Genomic DNA, 16,334 nt, shown 5'->3' with positions numbered 1-16,334 from the left:
GTAGAGATCCCTTAACCGCGTGGGGTCGTAGCAGCCAGTTTCACAACCGCACCCGGCGCGACCTTGGCAGGTGCGACTTGAGGCAGGTTGCTGGCTTCCAGCGCTTGTCGTTGTTGAGCCAGAGCGGCGAGGGTTTCCTTGGTGGCCATCGGGATCACTTCAGGCGTGACTGGCGAACCAGGACGAACCCGTTGCAGACCCTTGACGATCACGGTGTCGTCCTTGTTCAGGCCGCTACGTACGATGCGCAAGCCTTCGATCTTCGGACCCAGCTCGACCGAGCGGTACACAGTCTTGTTGTCCGCATCCATCACCAGTACGAACTTCTTGCCGAGGTCGGTGCCGACCGCTTCGTCATTGATCAACACGGCGGAGTAGGTGCCGCTGCCGACCAGTTTCAGGCGAGCGTACAGACCAGGCGTGTATTGCCCGTCGGTGTTATCAAACACAGCGCGACCGCGGATGGTGCCGGTCTTCGGGTTGACCTGGTTGTCGACGAAGTTCATCACGCCCTGGTGCGGGTTGCCGTCTTCGTTGGACAGACCGAGATAAACCGGGGTAGTGGCGCCGCGTTTGCCCTGGCGAGCGAGCTGGGTGTATTTGAGGAACACACGCTCGTCAGCGTCGAAGTAGGCGTAGACCTTGTCGGTGGACACGACGCTGGTGAGTGCGGTGGTATCGGCGGTCACCAGGTTACCGGCGGTGATTTCCGCACGGCTGACGCGACCGCTGATTGGGGAAGTGACGCGGGTAAAGCTCAGGTTCAGTTTGGCCAGGTCCAGTTGAGCCTGGAGGGCGCCAACTGCTGCGCGGGCTTCTTGCGAAGCGCTGGTGCGCGAATCGGCCAGTTCGGCTGAGATCGCGTTGCTGGTGCGCAGGCGTTCACCGCGCTGGGCTTCGTTTTCGCTGCGGGTGGCGTTGGCGCGGGACTGGGCGACCAGTGCTTCAAGGCGGCGGACTTCAGCCTGGAATGGGCGGGGGTCAATCTGGAACAGCACGTCGCCTTTCTTGACCAATGCGCCTTCAGTGAAAGCAACTTCATCGATCTGACCGGAGACCCGTGGACGAATTTCTACGGTTTCTGGCGCTTCGAGGCGCCCGGTGAATTCGTCCCACTCGTTGACAGGTTGCTCCAACACCTTCGCCACGCTGACCTTGGCCGCCGGCATGGTGGCGGCGGTCTCAGGAGCCTTGCCGCAAGCGCTCATCACCAGAACGGCCAACAAGGCCAACGGGAAGCGCAAATGTTTAAGTGACTGTTCCATGGATGCATCCGCCAATGTATTGAGAATGGACGGATGATGCTCGGCAGGGCTGTATCGCACGAATCGAATGAGGCAAAGGTAACTATCATTCGGAATGATATAAGCATCGAGCGAGCCCTCTAGCATGCACCTTTAGTTAGGGGGCTATCAATCGGATTGATGACAAATCTGTGTTGCGGGATGTGCAAAGGTCTCGATAAGCGCCTGGTGCTCGCTGGCAGGCGGCGTGCCTGTTTTCTATCGTGTCAGTCAGCCCAAGGTTCTGAATGAATAAAGTCCACAAATGCTCTTAGCGGAGAGGGCAGGTATCGGCGTCCGGGATAATAGAGATACGGCCCGGTAAAGCGCTGCCACCAGGGCTCGAGCACCCGTTCAAGCACACCGCTTTCCAGGTGAGGTTGCAACCAGTCCTCGAACAGATGAACAATTCCCAAGCCATCAATAGCGGACTGTACGGCCAGGTCCATCGCCCCTCCAATCCGCACGATCAATGGGCCTGTCGGGTCGATGCGGACAACTTCGCCGTCACGTTCATACTCCCAGAGCGGCACGGCGCCACTGGGGAACTTGCCGAGCAGGCAGGCATGAGCGAGCAGGTCTCGTGGGTGCTCGGGGCGCCCTCTGGCATTCAGGTAGGACGGTGATGCCGCCGTGGCGAAGCGCTGAAATCGTGGGCCGATTGGGACGGCAATCATGTCCTGCTCCAGGCGGTCGTCGTAGCGAATGCCGGCATCACACCCGGCCGCGAGCATGTCGACGAAGCTCTCTTCGGTAACGACCTCGACACAGATATCAGGATAGGTTTGCAAAAAAGGCGTGATGATTTTCGGCAACACCAGGCGCGCCGCGCTCACGGGAACGTTGAGCCTCAGTGTGCCGGAAGGACGGTCGCGGAAGTCGTTGACCACATCCAGTGCCGACTCGACTTCGCCCAGTGCAGGAACAATACGCTCCATCAACCGCGCTCCGGCCTCGGTCGGCACTACGCTGCGGGTCGTCCGGTTAAGCAGGCGCACACCCAGGCCCGCTTCAATCCGCCGCACGGCATCGCTGAGGCTTGAAGCCGATCGGCCGCTTGAGCGTGAACCCTCGCGAAATCCACCCGCCTTCACCACGGCCACGAAGGCCAACAAGTCTTGAATATCAGTCGCCATTGTTCGCTCACCCGTACGGCCCGTGCAGATTGCAGCGGATTATCAGTGCAGTCGTCAATGCCTATAGTGCCCCCACATACATTGAAGGACGCACACGAAATGAGCCAAGCAATCCAGGCCGGTACTTTTTCACTGGGCGACCGGACCGTAAACCGAATGGGCTACGGCGCCATGCAGCTAGCCGGTCCGGGCGTGTTCGGACCTCCCAAAGACCCCGAGGCGGCGATTTCCGTTTTACGCGCAGCGATCGCGGCGGGGGTGAACCACATTGATACCTCCGACTTCTACGGCCCGCACGTCACCAACAAACTGATTCGGGAAGCCTTGCATCCCTACGCAGATGACTTGGTGATCGTGACCAAAATGGGCGCACAGCGGGGAACCGATGGCTCCTGGAACCCGGCGCAAACCCCGGCTGAACTGGTCCAGGCAGTGCATGACAACCTGCGTAATCTGGGGCTCGATGTCATGGAAGTGGTGAATTACCGTGCCTGGGGCAATTTGCACTCGCCTGGCGACGAGTCCATTGAAGAACAGTTCACTGCCCTGGCAGAACTCCAGCGTCAGGGCCTCATCCGCCACCTCGGCGTCAGCAATGTCACCGCCACGCAAGTCAGGCAGGCGCAGGGGATAGCCGATATTGTCTGCGTGCAGAATCATTACAACCTGTCCCACCGCAATGACGAGTTGCTGATCAGCGAGCTTGGCGCTCAAGGAATAGCCTATGTGCCGTTCTTCCCGCTGGGCGGCTTCACACCGCTGCAGTCGCAAACGCTGACCAGTGTTGCGACGCGCCTGGGCACTTCGCCCAACCAGGTGGCATTGGCCTGGTTGCTACAGCGTGCGCCCAACATCTTGCTGATTCCCGGCACCTCCTCGGTCAAGCACCTGGAGGAAAATCTGAAGGCGAGTGATTTGGTGATTGCACCTGACCTTTTGGCAGAGCTGGAAGACATGGCGTAGGTTTATTCAGCGCCGCCCGCGCCATTAACCTGCTGGCCTGTTTCATCGCTGATAGGTCAGCAAACGGCGCTCAGCCAATCGGAATATGCCCACCAGCGCACACGCCACCAACATGTAGAGCAGAGCGGCAATCCCATACGCCTGAAAGGTTTTGAAGGTCGCCGCATTAACATCGGCTGCTATTTTCAGGATGTCGGGCACGGTTGCGGTGAAGGCGATGGCGGTGGCGTGCAGGACAAAAATTACTTCGTTGCTGTAAGCGGGGAGTGCGCGGCGCAGCATGCTTGGTATCAGCACGTGGATGAACAGTTGGCTGCGAGTCATGCCCAAAGCCAGCGCCGCCTCGATCTCGCCGCGTGGGGTCGTGCGCAGTATGCCGGCAAGAATTTCGATGGTGTAAGCGCACGTATTCAAGGCCAGCGCGAGAATCACGCAGTGCATGCCGTCACGAAAGAACCACCACAGGCTCGATGACTCTCGGATGAAGCTCAAACTGGCCAGGCCGCTGTAGATGATCAGCAGCTGCACGAACAACGGTGTGCCGCGAAACACCAGGGTGTAGAGCCGAATGGGCAGTGCGAGCCATGGACTGCCATAGGTGCGAATCAGTGCCAGCGGTATCGCCGCACACAGACCGATGACGGCTGACGTCACCAACAGCCATAACGTGATGGACAGACCACTCCAGCGGTAGCCGTCGGACCACAGGAAATTTGGCCCGAACTCTTTCAGTATCTCGATCATGACGCTCTCCGCTGCGGCTCGACGCTGTAGCGCCGCTCAAGCTGTTTGAGCGCCAGGCTTGAAAGGATCGCAAAGGCGAAAAATATCGCGGCAATCACCAGGTAGAAAAACATCTGCCTTGAGGTCGCGTTGCCCGCCTGTTTGGCGACCTGCACCATGTCGTTGAGACCCAGCAGCGAGATCAGGCCGGCACTTTTCAACAGTACTTGCCAGATGTTGCCGATGCCGGGCAATGCGAATCGCATCATCTGCGGGAAGCGGATACGTCGCAGCACTTGCCAGTGGCTCATGCCGTAGGCGCGAGCCGCTTCCAGTTGCCCGAACGGGATGGCCTGGAAGGCCCCGCGAAAGGTCTCGGTGCAGTAGGCGCCGTAGATGAATCCCAGCGTACCGATCGCGGTGCCGTAAGGGTTCAACTGCAACGATTCCTGGCCGAACGCTTCCGCCACCTGGTTCAGCCCGATTTGTGCGCTGTAGTAAATGAGCAGCATCAAGACCAGATCCGGGACGCTGCGCACCAGCGTGGTATAGACCGTTGCGATCAGCCTGAGCGGCGCCAGTGGCGAGAGTTTCGCCAAGGCCCCGAGCAGGCCAAGCGCGATAGCCACGCAGGCAGCCCAGGTGGCCACCTGCACCGTCAACCACGCGCCCTGAAAAATAAGATGGCCGTATCCCTCAAGAAACATGGTTCCAGGCTCCGCGATGGTGGTTTATTTAGGCGAGATGTCGAAGTCGAAGTACTTTTTGGCGATGCGTTCGTAGGTGCCGTTCTGGTGGATTCGCTCGAGCGCCTGATTGATGTCCCCAGCCAGCTCGGTATCGCTTTTGCGCAAGCCGATCCCGGTTCCCGGCCCGAAGATTTCAGGGGATTTAACCACCTCGCCGGCATAGCTGAAGCCTTTGCCCATCGGCTTCTTGAGCAGGCCTTCGGAGACCGCGATGGCGTCATCGAATGCCGCATCGAGCCGGCCGTTGATCAAGTCCGAGTAGGTCAAATCACTGCTTTGATACGGCACCACTTCCACGCCTTTCAAACCCCACATCCGCTTGGCATAGACCTCGAAAACGCTGCCTTGCTGCACGCCGATACGCTTGCCGCGCAAGGATTCGGCGGTCGGTTGCAAGGCGCTGCCCTCAGGTGCCACCAGACGAGCCGGGGTGTCATACAGCGTATTGGAAAAGGCGATTTCGGTTTTGCGTTCTTCGGTGATCGACAAGGCAGACAGGATGCCGTCGAATTTTTTGCCTTTAAGGGCTGAGACCATTCCGTCGAAGGCGTTTTCAACCCAGACGCAACGACGTTTCAACTCGGTGCACAGGCTTTCACCCAACTCGATATCGAAACCTGTCAGCGAGCCGTCTGGCCGCTTGGACTCAAACGGTGGATAGGTGGGGTCGACCCCGAAGCGCAACTCTTCGCTGGCGCCCCAGCTCATCAGCGGGCTGGTCACGAGCATCAAACCGATCAGATATTTTTTCATCGACAGGGTATCCACGACAGGTTGGTTGAGCCGCCCCGGGATTGGCCGAGGCAGCACGGATCAGCCTCGAATGTTCAAGGCTTGTTTCAGATGCTCGGAACGTTCGGCGTCCAGGGCTTGCCCATGGCCGAAACCACCCGACCAGCCACACACCTGGCCGGCATAATCGACGCCGCGTAATAGGCAGTCGGCGAGGCTGTGCCGGGCTTGCCATGCCAGCAGAAATGCGGCAATGAAGCCGTCACCGGCGCCCATGCTGTCGACAACCGTGCAGGGCAGGCTGGGCTGTTCATGGACGCCGTGGACATCGACCGCGAGGGCGCCTAGTGCACCGCGAGTGATGACCACAATCGAGGGGCCCAGAGCCCGCATCGAGTGCGCCAGTTCATAGGCTTCTCGCGAAGACAGGTCCGCCGCCGAGAAAAAGGCGATATCGACATGCTTGATCAGGGCCGGCCAATCGAATTCGACCCAGTTGTCCGAGAAGTCGAAGGACAGGCAGCCGCTGGCGTGACGAATCTGCGCCAGTTGGTTTTCGAGGCCGCTGTAGAGGCTGCTGTGCGCCAGCGGGAACGTCGAGATGTAGGCCAAATCCTCGGCGTTGAGTCGTAGTTGACGGCAAACACCAGGGTCGCTGCCGAGAAACACGCGCTCGCCGTCGATGTTGTCGACACACGCCCAACCATTGGCGCCCGGCAGCGTTCGGCAACGGGATGCATCGACGTCTTCTTGTTGCAGGCAATCGAGCAGGCGCTGGCCATAGCGGTCATCGCCCACGCAGCCCAGGTAGGCGCTACGAGTGCCCAGCCGGGAGGCGAATACCGCAACGTTGAGCGCATTCCCGCCCGGGTATTCGATGTTCCGGTCCAGGTACACATCCGTCGTGTTGTCGCCGACCGCGATCAGGCTGGCCATGCTCAATACTCCGTTTTCCACATGTAGCGGCGAGTCGTCAGCGGTTGTTGATGCCAGACCGCCAGATGAGCCGCGATGCGTTCAGCGGCGATGCCGACGATGTAGGGCGCGACCATCGCGCGGATTTCCGGGTCGATCCCTTCCATTGGAAAATCTTTGGAGTCGTAGACCATGACTCGTTCGGTGTAGCGCTGGCAGAAGTTCACGACCCGTTCCATCTGCGCTCGGCTCGGGTCTTCGCCGACCAGCAGAAGCAGCGGGGTGGAGGCATCGATGGCTTCGAACGGACCATGGAAAAACTCCGCGGCCTCCACCGGCAGGCAGTGCAGCCATTGGCTTTCCATCACCACGCACACGCCAAATACATAGGCGGTGGTGAACATCGGACCCGACGCGAGGAAGTACATGACGCGATCATCTTTATAGAGCCGCGCCTCTTCGGTCGCTCGTTGGTCGTTGTTGATCGCCGCATCGGCCAGCGCTTGCGGCAGCGCTTTGAGTGAGCGAGTGAGCTTATCCAACAGCGGCCAGCCTTCGCGTTTGGCCAAAATACCGCCGATCAACGCCTGAAGGATCATGAAGCAGCCGAAGTACGCCTCGTCCGTGCGGCCCAGCAGGAAGCAATGTTGAACGGCTTGGGCCAGCGGCAACTCGGCGGTCTGTGTCACGCCCACCGTGAGGCAGGGTTTGTCTTGCAGGAAGCGTGCAGCGGCGATGGTTTCCTGCGTCGTTCCGGATTTGGATGCGAGCACGACCAGGGTGCGCTCATCCAGGCGCGGCGGGTCGATGTCCATGAAATCGGCCGGGAAGTAACGGCGCACCTCCAGTGAATGGCTGTAGCGCTCAAGCCAGTACTGCAGGCCGAGCATGATGCGGTTGGGAGCGCCGCAGCTGACGAAATAGATGCGGTCAATCCGCGTTGCCAGCTCTTGGCCAAACTGCTGGGCGTCGTCGACGATTTGAACGGATTGTTGCAAGGAATTGATGAAGCCTTCCCGGTTGAACTGGATCGCCATGTGGACTCCTGGGTGCCTTGTTGCGGCGGTGCATGTTGCTGTTCACGACCACCATTTAGACCAAAAGCTATACCACGAAAAATACCATTACAAGGCTTTTTGCCCGTGGTCTAATGGGCCAAATACGCGGTTTTCAAGGTTTTGCTGAACCGGGTATTCTTTGTCATAGCCCAGTTGGCGGGTTTGCGTCGGTTTTCGGTTTTTACAGTCGCAGTGGATCGCCAGAAAAATATTCCAGGATGTAGACCATGAAAGTGACCAGCGAAAAACCCTCCGACATGGCGTTTCCCGCGCCCCAGCGCAAACAGGTGGCCTGGCAGGCGGTTCAGGCGTTGCTTGAAATGCTCGAGCGCCCGGAGTTCGGACCGGCTGAGCGAATCCCGGCAGAAAGGGACCTGGCCGAACACCTGGGGATCAGCCGGATGACCTTGCGCAAGGCGCTGCAAACACTGATCGATCGCGGTGTCCTGGAGCGCCGTGGCAATCGCGGAACCTTCGTGACCGCACCGGGCGTCGAACGGCCGCTCAATACGGTGGCGCGTAAAGGCATTGCCGAAGTGGTTGAACAAGCTGGAGCCCGATCCGGCAGCAAATTGCTCTATTTCGAACAAACCCAGGCCAGCGTCCGCGTCGCCAAACTGCTGAAGATTCAGGAAGGCGATGTGTTGCTGACCATCAGGCGTCTGCGCACCGTGGACCAAAAGCCGTTCTGCATCGAGACCAGTTACATTCCTGCGGCCCGGGTACCCGAGCTGGTGGCGGGGGATTTGATCGAGGGCGGCTCGTTGTATGCGTTGTTGCTGTCGCGCTATCAGATCGAAATAGAAAGCGACGAGGGGACGTTAAGCATTGCCACGATGAATGACCAGGAGGCGCGTCTGCTGGAGGTCGATCCCGGGACGGCCGCGTTGGTGTATCGGGGCGTGATTTTCGACACCCAAGGCCAGCCGGTGGAGTATCTGGTCTCGATCAACCACCCGCAGCGTGTGGTGTTCAAACTGGCAGACAGTCGGGTCAACAGCTTTCGCGTCTAAAACCGATAATCCGCCGGCACCTCCCGAGCGATGAAGTGCTGCATGTGTTCGAGAAAGCTGATTTGCAGTTTCGACGCCGGTCCTTGAACCGGCAACAGCATGTTGAAGTCCATCTCGATGGCCGGCTCGAACGCTCTGAACACGATGCCATTGCCCCGGTACTCGACCGCGCTGATGGCATCGACCAGCGCTATCCCCAATCCTTGTTCGACAAACATGCACATCGGTAGCGACAGCTGGGTCTCCAGGCGCAGTTCACGCTCGACCCCGTGTGCGGCAAATATAGAGTCGATGTGTTGGCGCGAGCCGATGGATTGTGGATACGAAATAAACGCCTCGCCTTGCAGATCCTCCGGGCGAATGGTGGCCTTGTCCTGTAAGCGATGATTGGCCGGCAGTGCACAGAGCATCCGGGTTGCCAGCAGTTTTTCTGCGCGCGGGCTGGGGTAGGTGTTGGGCAGTACGATGATGCCCAGATCGCAGCGCTGACCGACCACCAGATCAACGATCTCGCGCGATGAATGCACTACCAGCGAGATCTGCACTTGATCATGCTCAGCCATGAACGCAGCGATGGCTCGCGGCAGGAATGACAGGCCCATGGCCGGCGCGCAAGCGATGTGCAGTGAACCGCGTTTCAAGCTGCGGATGTCTTGTGCCGCTCGGGCAATGCGCTCGACCCCGAGCAGTGAGCGTTGCACTTCCTGATACAGCGTCATGGCCTCGGCGGTCGGTTGCAGTCGGCCCTTGGCGCGGACAAACAAATCGAAGCCGATGTCCTCCTCGAGGCTGGCAATCAGGCGCGTCGCCGCCGGTTGCGAAATGTGCAGCATCTCGGCAGCGCGGGTGACGGTCTGGCCGAGGATGACCGCGCGGAAGGCTTCCAGCTGGCGAAGATTCATGGTGATGTCCTTCAGAAAAGCCATAACAAAAAGACATGGCCTTGCCAAAATAAAGCATTTTTCAAGCGCTTGTCTGCTGTTTAGCATCGTCCCTATCAAGATTATCCAGGCGTAATGCCTGCGCCTGGGCTGAATCCCTGGCGTTGAAAGGGCGGTAGTGAAGCTCATGCAAAAAACTGATGTCATGATCGTCGGCGGTGGTTTGGTCGGGCTGTCCATTGCTTATGGGCTGGCCTTGATGGGGCGCCAGGTCAGCGTACTGGACGAAGGCGACGATGCCTTGCGCGCGGCCCGTGGCAACTTCGGTTTGCTGTGGGTGCAGGGCAAGGGGTACGGGATGAGTGCCTATGCGCAATGGACGCGTGAAGCGGTGGCGCTGTGGCCACGCTTGGCGGCCTCGTTGCAGGCCGATACTGGCATCGACCTTCATCTGCGCCAGCCGGGCGGTTTCCAGCTGTGTTTGAGTGACGAGGAAATGGCCGAGGAAAGCCGTCGGCTGCTCTGGCTGCGCGATGCCATGCAGGGCGATTACCCCTTCGAGTTGCTGGATGGCGAACAACTGAAGGCGCGTCTGCCGGGCGTGGGGCCGACGGTCGTGGGTGCCTGCTATTCGCCCATGGACGGGCACGTCAATCCGCTCAAGCTGCTGCGTTCGCTGTACGCCGCCTGCCGGGCGCGTGGAGTCAGGATCATCAATGGTCATCGGGTCAGCGCCATCGGCCAATGCGCCTCGGGCTTCGAGCTGCAGGCCGGTGAACAACGCTGGTATGCCGGGCGGGTAATTTTGGCCGCCGGGCTCGGCAATCGTGAGCTGGGCGCTCAGTTGGGGATCGACGTGCCCGTGAGTCCTAACCGTGGGCAAATCCTGGTCACCGAGCGCCTCAAACCTTTTCTGCATTACCCCACCACCTACATACGCCAGACCGACGAAGGCACGGTGCAGTTGGGCGACTCCCATGAGTCCGCCGGGCTCGATGACGGCACTTGCAGCGAAGTGATGGCGACGATCGCCGCGCGCGCGGTGCGCTGTTTCCCCCGTTTGGGGCAAGTGCGCCTGGTCCGGGCCTGGGGCGCGCTGCGGGTAATGAGCGCCGATGGCTATCCCATTTATGAAGCCTCCCAGGCATGTCCGGGAGCCGTAGTGGTCAGCTGCCACAGCGGCGTGACCCTGGCGGCGATTCACGCCTTGCGCCTGGCGCCGTGGATCGACGGCGAGTTCGACGATCCGGCGGTAGCGGCTTTCGGCCTTAAGCGCTTTCACCACAAAAGCGAGGTGCGCCATGTCGGTTGATTCGTTGTTTCGGGTGATCGACCCTGGGCAAAACACCGTGCAGATCGAATTCGAAGGCGCGCCATTGTCAGTGCCGGCCGGTGTGTCACTGGCCGCAGCATTGCTCGGCAGCGGCGTCACTCATACCCGTGAAAGCGCGGTCAACGGCCGACTCGGCGCGCCCTTTTGCATGATGGGGGTGTGCTTCGAATGCCTGGTCGAGGTCGACGGCCAAGCCAACTGTCAGGCCTGTTTGCTGCCAGTTCGAGCGGGCATGCGAGTGCAGCGTCAGCGTGGCGCTCGCGATGTGCTGGGGGGAGAGGAGGAGGTGGCTGATGAATGAGCAAACGGTCGATCTCATCGTGATTGGCGCCGGCCCGGCCGGCATGAGTGCCGCCCTTGAGGCTACGGAGCGCGGCCTTTCGGTGGCGGTGCTGGATGAGCAGGGCAGCCCGGGAGGGCAGATCTATCGCAACATCCAGCAGGCCGACGCGCGCAGCCGCCAGCTGTTGGGACGCGACTATGAAGCGGGTGCGCCATTGGTTGCGAAGTTTCTGCAATGCGCCGCCCGATACCTGCCCAACGCGGCGATCTGGCAGGTGACAACCCAGCGTCAGGTGCATTTCCTGATCGAGGGGCGGGCGCAAATCCTCCAGGGGCGGCAGGTGTTGATCGCCACCGGGGCGTTCGAGCGACCCATGCCGATTCCGGGCTGGACCTTGCCGGGCGTGATGACCGCCGGTGCCGGACAGATCCTGCTGAAAAATGCCGCACTGGTGCCGCAAGGCCCCGTGGTACTCGCTGGTTGCGGACCGTTGCTGTACCTGCTGGCGGTGCAATACCTGCGCGCCGGGGTTGCGATTGAAGCGCTGGTGGACACCAGCGGCCGCAACGATCTGCCGCGCGCCTGGCGCAACATCCCAAGCGCCCTGCGCGGCTGGCGCGATTTGCTCAAGGGCCTGCAATTGCTGGCGGAACTGAAGCGCGCCGGCGTCAAACATTTTCGCGATGCGCGGGATTTGCGTATCGAAGGGCAGGCGCACGCCAACGCCTTGAGCTTCGTCAGTCACGGTCGGAACAGGACCATTCGCGCTTCGTTGATCCTGCTGCATCAAGGCGTGGTACCCAACACACAGATCAGTTGGTCGTTGCGCTTGGAACACGATTGGAGCGAGCAGCAATTGTGCTGGATCGCGCGCCGTGACAGCCAAGGTGAAACCAGCCTGCCGGGCATTTACATCGCCGGTGATGGCGGGGCAATCGGCGGGGCGCACGTGGCGCGGCTCGAAGGCCGTCTGGTCGGGCTGGCGATTGCCGCCCGCTCGGGAAAGCTCGATGCGCAACAGGCGCAACGACTCGCCGCACCTTATCGCAAGGCGTTGCGTCGCCAGCTTGCCGCGCGGCCACTGATCGATGCCTTGTACCGCCCGCAGCAGCAAAACCGCATACCCGCCGACGAGGTGATTGTCTGTCGCTGCGAAGAAGTCAGCGCCGGTTCGATTCGCCAGTACGTCGAGCTGGGGTGCCTGGGGCCCAATCAAGCCAAGGCCTTCGGTCGCTGTGGCATGGGGCCTTGCCAGGGGCGCCAGTGTGGCTTGAGCGTCACTGAAATCATTGCCGCGCAACGCCAGGTGTCTGCCACAGAAGTCGGCTACTACCGCATTCGATCACCGCTCAAACCCATCACCCTTGCCCAACTATCAACCGAGACACCTTTGACCCAGGAGCCTGTATGAGCCTTATCCAACGCATCGAAAGCAACCCACGCCTGAGCCGCAGCGTCGTGCACAACGGCGTTGCCTGGCTGAGCGGCATCGTCGCCGCCGATTGCAGCCAGGACATCCGTGGCCAGACGCGCCAGGTGCTGCAACGGGTCGACGAATTGCTGGAAATCTCCGGCAGTGACAAGAGCCGGCTGCTCAGTGTGCAGATCTGGATGAAAGACATGAGTGCCGATTTCGCCGGCATGAATGAAACCTGGAGTGCCTGGGTCGATGCCGCGCAAACGCCGGCACGCGCCACCGCCCAGGTGATGTTCGATGACCCGCAGATCCTGCTGGAGTTGATCGTCACCGCCGCCGTCTGAGTGTTTCTCGACCCGTTGCGCCGGTTCCACGCGGCGCAACAACGGAGCAGGGGCCATCAGAGCCGCCATCTCCGCCTGTTCACATTTCCGCTGCCATAACGGACGACTTCCTTTGCGGAGCGCCCGACACAAACAACATCGCATCTGGAGCCATGTATGAACGTAAAAAATACGCTATTGAAGGCTTGTCTCATCTCGCTGCTGGCATTGGCCGGCAACCTGCACGCGGCGGAGCAGCCGCTGCGCCTGGGCATCGAAGCGGCTTATCCGCCGTTCGCGTCGAAGACTCCCGATAACCAGATTGTCGGTTTCGACTACGACATCGGCCAGGCCTTGTGCGCGCAAATGAAAGTCCAGTGCGAGTGGAAGGAGCAAGAGTTCGACGGCCTGATACCCGCGCTCAAGGTGAAGAAAGTCGACGCGGTGATTTCTTCGATGTCGATGACCCCGGAGCGCCTCAAGTCGGTCGATTTCAGCAATCGCTACTACCGCATTCCGGCGCGCCTGGTGTTCAAGAAAGGCAGCGGCATCGTCGACATTCCGGCGCAGCTCAAGGGCAAACGCATTGGCGTTCAGCGCGCAACCAACTTCGATCGTTACGTCACCGAGAAATTCGCCCCGGCGGGTGCCGAAGTGGTGCGCTACGGCTCGCAGAACGAAATCTTCCTCGACCTGCTGGGCGGGCGCCTCGACGCAACCATGGCCAGTTCGGTGGTGATCGATGAAAGCCTGTTGAAGCGGCCGGAAGGGCAGGATTACGAATTCGTCGGCCCGAACTTCACTGAAGAGCTATTCTTCGGCACAGGCATCGGCATTGCCGTGCCCAAGAACGATCCGCTGGCAGACCGTTTCAACCAGGCCTTGGCGGCGATTCGGGCTGATGGCACCTACGACAAAATTCGCCAGAAGTATTTCGACTTCGACATCTACGGCGATTAAGCCGCGTGTGTTCTATCGGCACGCTTGCTTGAGCCGGCGTGCCGTTCTTTTTGATCAGGAGGCGGGATGCAAACCAAGGCTTTTCTCAGTGAACAAGAGGTTTCACACCTGCTGTCTACGGCAAAACAGTTGGCACAGGCGCGCAACTGGGGCGTGGCGATTGCTGTCGTCGACGACGGCGGGCATCCGCTGGGGCTGCTGCGTCTGGACGGTGCGGCGCCGATCGCCGGCTACATCGCCACCGAAAAGGCCCGCACCGCAGCGTTGGGTCGTCGCGACAGCAAGGCGTATGAAGACATGATCAACGGCGGGCGACACGCCTTCCTCAGCGCACCCAACCTGCAAGGCATGCTCGAGGGCGGCGTTGCCATCTGGCACGAAGGCCACTGCATTGGCGCTGTCGGTGTGTCCGGTGTCAAGGCGGAGCAGGATGCCGAAGTGGCGCGGTTGGCTGTTGAAGAGTTGCTGCGTGCTGGTGGCAACGGCGTTACTGCGCCTTAGGTCTTTGTGCTGGTTTTCCCATCAAACCACCGTTGACGGTACGTTTTCTTTGGCCGCTGAAGCATCTTGGCCCATTCATTAATCGAGTGAAATCCAGACTCGTCGATCCCAGCTCTGTCACGCCAGCCTGAAGAGCAACTCACGCACCGACTTACCCGTGAGGGCCTCCACGTTGCGCCAACACAACACCGGCACGTTGAGTTTCGGGTGATGCACCGCCAGGCGCATCGGCAGAGGACAGGGATCGCGCATACCTCGGATCGTGCAACAAATTCGCCATTTTAGGCATGCGGGATGAGCGTCGATTGATCAATCTGGAGCTGTTCCATCAGCGTGCCTGAGGCCAGCTGGAGAGTTTGTATTAAGTAGATTTTTTTTGAATGAGCGGTTTCGTTTACGTAAACGTCAAATCGCGCAGTAGCACCATAACCAATAAAAATAACTAAGGTTAGAGGGCTTCAAATGTCGTCAGAAATCGTGCTGGAAACGCGTGGCTTGACCAAAGAGTTTCGCGGTTTCACTGCGGTGGATTCGGTCGATCTACGTGTGCAGACGGGCCATATTCACGCACTGATCGGGCCTAACGGTGCCGGCAAAACCACCGTTTTCAACCTCCTCACCAAGTTTCTCCCGCCCACCCGTGGTGAGATCCTCTACCGTGGCCAGTCGATCACCCGTTTGAAGCCCAATGAAATTGCCCGCTTGGGTTTGGTGCGGTCATTTCAGATATCCGCAGTGTTTGGCCATATGAGTGTGGTGGAGAACGTGCGGGTGGCCTTGCAGCGCAAGCTGGGTAACTCCTTTCACTTCTGGAAGTCCGAACGCAGCCTCGAGGGTCTTAATGAGCGGGCTTTACAGATGTTGGAGCAGGTCGGTCTGCTCGACGCCGCCGATACCCTGACCATCGAACTGCCTTACGGTCGTAAACGCGCACTGGAGTTGGCCACTACCCTGGCACTGGATCCGGAGGTGTTGCTGCTCGACGAGCCGACCCAAGGCATGGGGCACGAGGACGTCAACATGGTCATTGACCTGATACGTCAGGCCGCCGTAGGGCGCACGGTATTGATGGTCGAGCATAACCTGGGAGTGGTCAGCGAGCTGTGCGACCGCATCACCGTCCTGGCACGCGGGGCGATTCTCGCCGAAGGAGACTATGCCAGCGTCTCCGCTAATCCGTTGGTGCGCGAGGCCTACCTTGGCAGTGAAGCTGTCAGCCTTGCAGGAGAGCACGCATGAACAGTCTGCACGCTCCGGATTTCAAGCAACTGCGGATCAGCGACCTGCATGCTTTCTATGGCGAATCTCACATCTTGCACGGCATCGACCTGCAGGTACGGCGTGGCGAACTCATCACCTTGCTTGGGCGCAACGGCTCCGGGCGATCCACCACGCTGCGCGCAATCATGAATATGGTCGGCCGTCGCACCGGCTCGATTGTGCTCAATGGCAACGAGACCATCGGTCTCGCCGCGCACCTGATCCCACGATTGGGTGTCGGCTACTGCCCGGAAGAGCGCGGTATTTTCGCCAGTCTCAATGTCGAGGAGAACCTGCTGCTGCCACCGACGGTGCGCAACGACGGCATGAGCCTCGACGAAATCTACGAGATGTTTCCCAATCTTTATGAACGGCGTTTCAGCCAGGGCACACGCCTGTCCGGCGGCGAACAGCAGATGCTGGCCATGGCGCGGATCCTGCGCACGGGCGCCAATCTGTTGTTGCTGGATGAGATCACCGAAGGCCTGGCCCCGGTGATTGTGCAGAAGCTGGCCGAAGTGCTGATCAAGCTCAAGAAGCAAGGCTTGACCATTGTGTTGGTGGAGCAGAATTTTCGCTTCGCAGCACCTTTGGCTGACCGCCATTACTTGATGGACCACGGTCAGATCGTGGAAGAAATCAGCGCTGCTGAACTGGAGTCGAAACAAGAACTCCTGCAGAGCTGTCTCGGCGTCTGAGATCCGTTTTATCCCTGCGACATAGGTGTCGACGTGGCTCAAGACCCGCCGATACGGGATCGTTTTGCCCGAAACAACAACAATAACTGTGAAGAATGGGTGAGCT

Annotated in this window: 19 protein-coding genes; 10 read left to right on the top strand and 9 right to left on the bottom strand. The window is 59.9% G+C overall.

Features of this window, described 5'->3' with window-relative positions:
* Positions 1 to 11: 11 nt before the first annotated feature.
* The gene (gene mexE / locus NK667_RS11605) at positions 12 to 1,265 is read right to left on the bottom strand and encodes a multidrug efflux RND transporter periplasmic adaptor subunit MexE (RefSeq protein WP_054614810.1); all 1,254 of its coding nucleotides are present in this window, start codon (positions 1,263 to 1,265) and stop codon (positions 12 to 14) included.
* A gap of 245 nt (positions 1,266 to 1,510) precedes the next feature.
* Positions 1,511 to 2,419 (bottom strand): LysR family transcriptional regulator, encoded by a 909-nt coding sequence (locus tag NK667_RS11600; protein WP_054614809.1) that lies wholly within the window; start codon positions 2,417 to 2,419, stop codon positions 1,511 to 1,513.
* A 99-nt stretch (positions 2,420 to 2,518) separates the two neighbouring features.
* Here NK667_RS11600 and NK667_RS11595 point away from each other — a divergent pair, with 99 nt between their 5' ends.
* A complete protein-coding gene (locus tag NK667_RS11595) occupies positions 2,519 to 3,382 on the top strand; it encodes an aldo/keto reductase family oxidoreductase (RefSeq protein WP_054614808.1) in 864 nt (287 codons plus the stop codon).
* Positions 3,383 to 3,424: 42 nt separating this feature from the next.
* Here the strand turns inward: NK667_RS11595 and hisM are convergent, their stop codons facing one another.
* From hisM to NK667_RS11570, 5 genes are read right to left on the bottom strand one after another with little or no spacing between them, the layout of a single operon-like run.
* Positions 3,425 to 4,126, bottom strand: coding sequence for a histidine ABC transporter permease HisM (gene hisM / locus NK667_RS11590; RefSeq protein WP_054614807.1), 702 nt, complete (start codon positions 4,124 to 4,126; stop codon positions 3,425 to 3,427).
* Positions 4,123 to 4,812 (bottom strand): ABC transporter permease, encoded by a 690-nt coding sequence (locus tag NK667_RS11585; protein ID WP_054046171.1) that lies wholly within the window; start codon positions 4,810 to 4,812, stop codon positions 4,123 to 4,125. The genes hisM and NK667_RS11585 overlap by 4 nt, the downstream gene beginning before the upstream one ends.
* 24 nt (positions 4,813 to 4,836) lie before the next feature.
* The gene (locus NK667_RS11580) at positions 4,837 to 5,607 is read right to left on the bottom strand and encodes an ABC transporter substrate-binding protein (protein ID WP_054614806.1); all 771 of its coding nucleotides are present in this window, start codon (positions 5,605 to 5,607) and stop codon (positions 4,837 to 4,839) included.
* Positions 5,608 to 5,667: 60 nt separating this feature from the next.
* Positions 5,668 to 6,522 carry a PfkB family carbohydrate kinase gene (locus NK667_RS11575; RefSeq protein ID WP_054614805.1) on the bottom strand — a complete coding sequence of 285 codons (855 nt, stop codon included), beginning with the start codon at positions 6,520 to 6,522 and terminating at the stop codon, positions 5,668 to 5,670.
* Positions 6,523 to 6,524: 2 nt separating this feature from the next.
* Positions 6,525 to 7,538, bottom strand: coding sequence for an SIS domain-containing protein (locus NK667_RS11570; protein WP_054614804.1), 1,014 nt, complete (start codon positions 7,536 to 7,538; stop codon positions 6,525 to 6,527).
* A 248-nt stretch (positions 7,539 to 7,786) separates the two neighbouring features.
* Between NK667_RS11570 and NK667_RS11565 the strand changes: the two genes are divergently transcribed.
* A complete protein-coding gene (locus NK667_RS11565) occupies positions 7,787 to 8,572 on the top strand; it encodes a GntR family transcriptional regulator (RefSeq protein WP_083471311.1) in 786 nt (261 codons plus the stop codon).
* Here NK667_RS11565 and NK667_RS11560 read toward each other — a convergent pair.
* Positions 8,569 to 9,474 carry a LysR substrate-binding domain-containing protein gene (locus NK667_RS11560; RefSeq protein WP_054046161.1) on the bottom strand — a complete coding sequence of 302 codons (906 nt, stop codon included), beginning with the start codon at positions 9,472 to 9,474 and terminating at the stop codon, positions 8,569 to 8,571. The genes NK667_RS11565 and NK667_RS11560 overlap by 4 nt on opposite strands.
* A 166-nt stretch (positions 9,475 to 9,640) precedes the next feature.
* Here NK667_RS11560 and NK667_RS11555 point away from each other — a divergent pair, with 166 nt between their 5' ends.
* The 6 genes from NK667_RS11555 (at position 9,641) to NK667_RS11530 (ending at position 14,270) form a co-directional block, all read left to right on the top strand.
* Positions 9,641 to 10,765, top strand: a complete 1,125-nt coding sequence (locus tag NK667_RS11555; protein WP_054614803.1) for an NAD(P)/FAD-dependent oxidoreductase — start codon at positions 9,641 to 9,643, stop codon at positions 10,763 to 10,765.
* Positions 10,755 to 11,087 carry a (2Fe-2S)-binding protein gene (locus NK667_RS11550; RefSeq protein ID WP_054614802.1) on the top strand — a complete coding sequence of 111 codons (333 nt, stop codon included), beginning with the start codon at positions 10,755 to 10,757 and terminating at the stop codon, positions 11,085 to 11,087. Before NK667_RS11555 ends, NK667_RS11550 begins: the two co-directional genes overlap by 11 nt.
* Positions 11,080 to 12,480: an NAD(P)/FAD-dependent oxidoreductase gene (locus NK667_RS11545; RefSeq protein ID WP_054614801.1), complete on the top strand. Its 1,401-nt coding sequence runs from the start codon at positions 11,080 to 11,082 to the stop codon at positions 12,478 to 12,480. The genes NK667_RS11550 and NK667_RS11545 overlap by 8 nt, the downstream gene beginning before the upstream one ends.
* Positions 12,477 to 12,830, top strand: coding sequence for a RidA family protein (locus NK667_RS11540; RefSeq protein WP_054046155.1), 354 nt, complete (start codon positions 12,477 to 12,479; stop codon positions 12,828 to 12,830). The genes NK667_RS11545 and NK667_RS11540 overlap by 4 nt, the downstream gene beginning before the upstream one ends.
* Before the next feature lie 156 nt (positions 12,831 to 12,986).
* Positions 12,987 to 13,769 (top strand): ABC transporter substrate-binding protein, encoded by a 783-nt coding sequence (locus NK667_RS11535; RefSeq protein WP_054614800.1) that lies wholly within the window; start codon positions 12,987 to 12,989, stop codon positions 13,767 to 13,769.
* A 66-nt stretch (positions 13,770 to 13,835) separates the two neighbouring features.
* Positions 13,836 to 14,270, top strand: coding sequence for a heme-binding protein (locus NK667_RS11530; RefSeq protein ID WP_054614799.1), 435 nt, complete (start codon positions 13,836 to 13,838; stop codon positions 14,268 to 14,270).
* Positions 14,271 to 14,387: 117 nt separating this feature from the next.
* Here NK667_RS11530 and NK667_RS32545 read toward each other — a convergent pair whose 3' ends face one another.
* On the bottom strand, positions 14,388 to 14,522 hold the full coding sequence (locus tag NK667_RS32545; protein WP_256207476.1) for a hypothetical protein: 135 nt from the start codon (positions 14,520 to 14,522) through the stop codon (positions 14,388 to 14,390).
* 210 nt (positions 14,523 to 14,732) lie between these two features.
* On the opposite strand from NK667_RS32545, the gene NK667_RS11525 reads away from it, so the two are divergent.
* A complete protein-coding gene (locus tag NK667_RS11525) occupies positions 14,733 to 15,509 on the top strand; it encodes an ABC transporter ATP-binding protein (protein WP_054614798.1) in 777 nt (258 codons plus the stop codon).
* The gene (locus NK667_RS11520) at positions 15,506 to 16,228 is read left to right on the top strand and encodes an ABC transporter ATP-binding protein (RefSeq protein ID WP_054614797.1); all 723 of its coding nucleotides are present in this window, start codon (positions 15,506 to 15,508) and stop codon (positions 16,226 to 16,228) included. Before NK667_RS11525 ends, NK667_RS11520 begins: the two co-directional genes overlap by 4 nt.
* The last annotated feature ends 106 nt before the right edge of the window (positions 16,229 to 16,334 follow it).

Source organism: Pseudomonas nunensis (assembly GCF_024296925.1).
Classification (GTDB): domain Bacteria; phylum Pseudomonadota; class Gammaproteobacteria; order Pseudomonadales; family Pseudomonadaceae; genus Aquipseudomonas; species Aquipseudomonas nunensis.
Note: the sequence above shows the minus strand (reverse complement) of the source record. Positions and strands in the feature narration are given on the sequence as shown.

What these genes read in the sequence shown, in the direction of transcription:
- NK667_RS11540 (WP_054046155.1), top strand. Translation starts at nt 12,477, where the DNA reads ATGAGCCTTATCCAACGCATCGAAAGCAACCCACGCCTGAGCCGCAGC.
- NK667_RS11595 (WP_054614808.1), top strand. Translation starts at nt 2,519, where the DNA reads ATGAGCCAAGCAATCCAGGCCGGTACTTTTTCACTGGGCGACCGGACC.
- NK667_RS11560 (WP_054046161.1), bottom strand. Translation starts at nt 9,474, where the DNA reads ATGAATCTTCGCCAGCTGGAAGCCTTCCGCGCGGTCATCCTCGGCCAG.
- NK667_RS11575 (WP_054614805.1), bottom strand. Translation starts at nt 6,522, where the DNA reads ATGGCCAGCCTGATCGCGGTCGGCGACAACACGACGGATGTGTACCTG.
- NK667_RS11600 (WP_054614809.1), bottom strand. Translation starts at nt 2,419, where the DNA reads ATGGCGACTGATATTCAAGACTTGTTGGCCTTCGTGGCCGTGGTGAAG.
- NK667_RS32545 (WP_256207476.1), bottom strand. Translation starts at nt 14,522, where the DNA reads ATGCGCGATCCCTGTCCTCTGCCGATGCGCCTGGCGGTGCATCACCCG.
- NK667_RS11580 (WP_054614806.1), bottom strand. Translation starts at nt 5,607, where the DNA reads ATGAAAAAATATCTGATCGGTTTGATGCTCGTGACCAGCCCGCTGATG.
- NK667_RS11525 (WP_054614798.1), top strand. Translation starts at nt 14,733, where the DNA reads ATGTCGTCAGAAATCGTGCTGGAAACGCGTGGCTTGACCAAAGAGTTT.
- NK667_RS11545 (WP_054614801.1), top strand. Translation starts at nt 11,080, where the DNA reads ATGAATGAGCAAACGGTCGATCTCATCGTGATTGGCGCCGGCCCGGCC.
- NK667_RS11550 (WP_054614802.1), top strand. Translation starts at nt 10,755, where the DNA reads ATGTCGGTTGATTCGTTGTTTCGGGTGATCGACCCTGGGCAAAACACC.
- NK667_RS11585 (WP_054046171.1), bottom strand. Translation starts at nt 4,812, where the DNA reads ATGTTTCTTGAGGGATACGGCCATCTTATTTTTCAGGGCGCGTGGTTG.
- NK667_RS11535 (WP_054614800.1), top strand. Translation starts at nt 12,987, where the DNA reads ATGAACGTAAAAAATACGCTATTGAAGGCTTGTCTCATCTCGCTGCTG.
- mexE (WP_054614810.1), bottom strand. Translation starts at nt 1,265, where the DNA reads ATGGAACAGTCACTTAAACATTTGCGCTTCCCGTTGGCCTTGTTGGCC.
- NK667_RS11555 (WP_054614803.1), top strand. Translation starts at nt 9,641, where the DNA reads ATGCAAAAAACTGATGTCATGATCGTCGGCGGTGGTTTGGTCGGGCTG.
- NK667_RS11530 (WP_054614799.1), top strand. Translation starts at nt 13,836, where the DNA reads ATGCAAACCAAGGCTTTTCTCAGTGAACAAGAGGTTTCACACCTGCTG.
- hisM (WP_054614807.1), bottom strand. Translation starts at nt 4,126, where the DNA reads ATGATCGAGATACTGAAAGAGTTCGGGCCAAATTTCCTGTGGTCCGAC.
- NK667_RS11520 (WP_054614797.1), top strand. Translation starts at nt 15,506, where the DNA reads ATGAACAGTCTGCACGCTCCGGATTTCAAGCAACTGCGGATCAGCGAC.
- NK667_RS11570 (WP_054614804.1), bottom strand. Translation starts at nt 7,538, where the DNA reads ATGGCGATCCAGTTCAACCGGGAAGGCTTCATCAATTCCTTGCAACAA.
- NK667_RS11565 (WP_083471311.1), top strand. Translation starts at nt 7,787, where the DNA reads ATGAAAGTGACCAGCGAAAAACCCTCCGACATGGCGTTTCCCGCGCCC.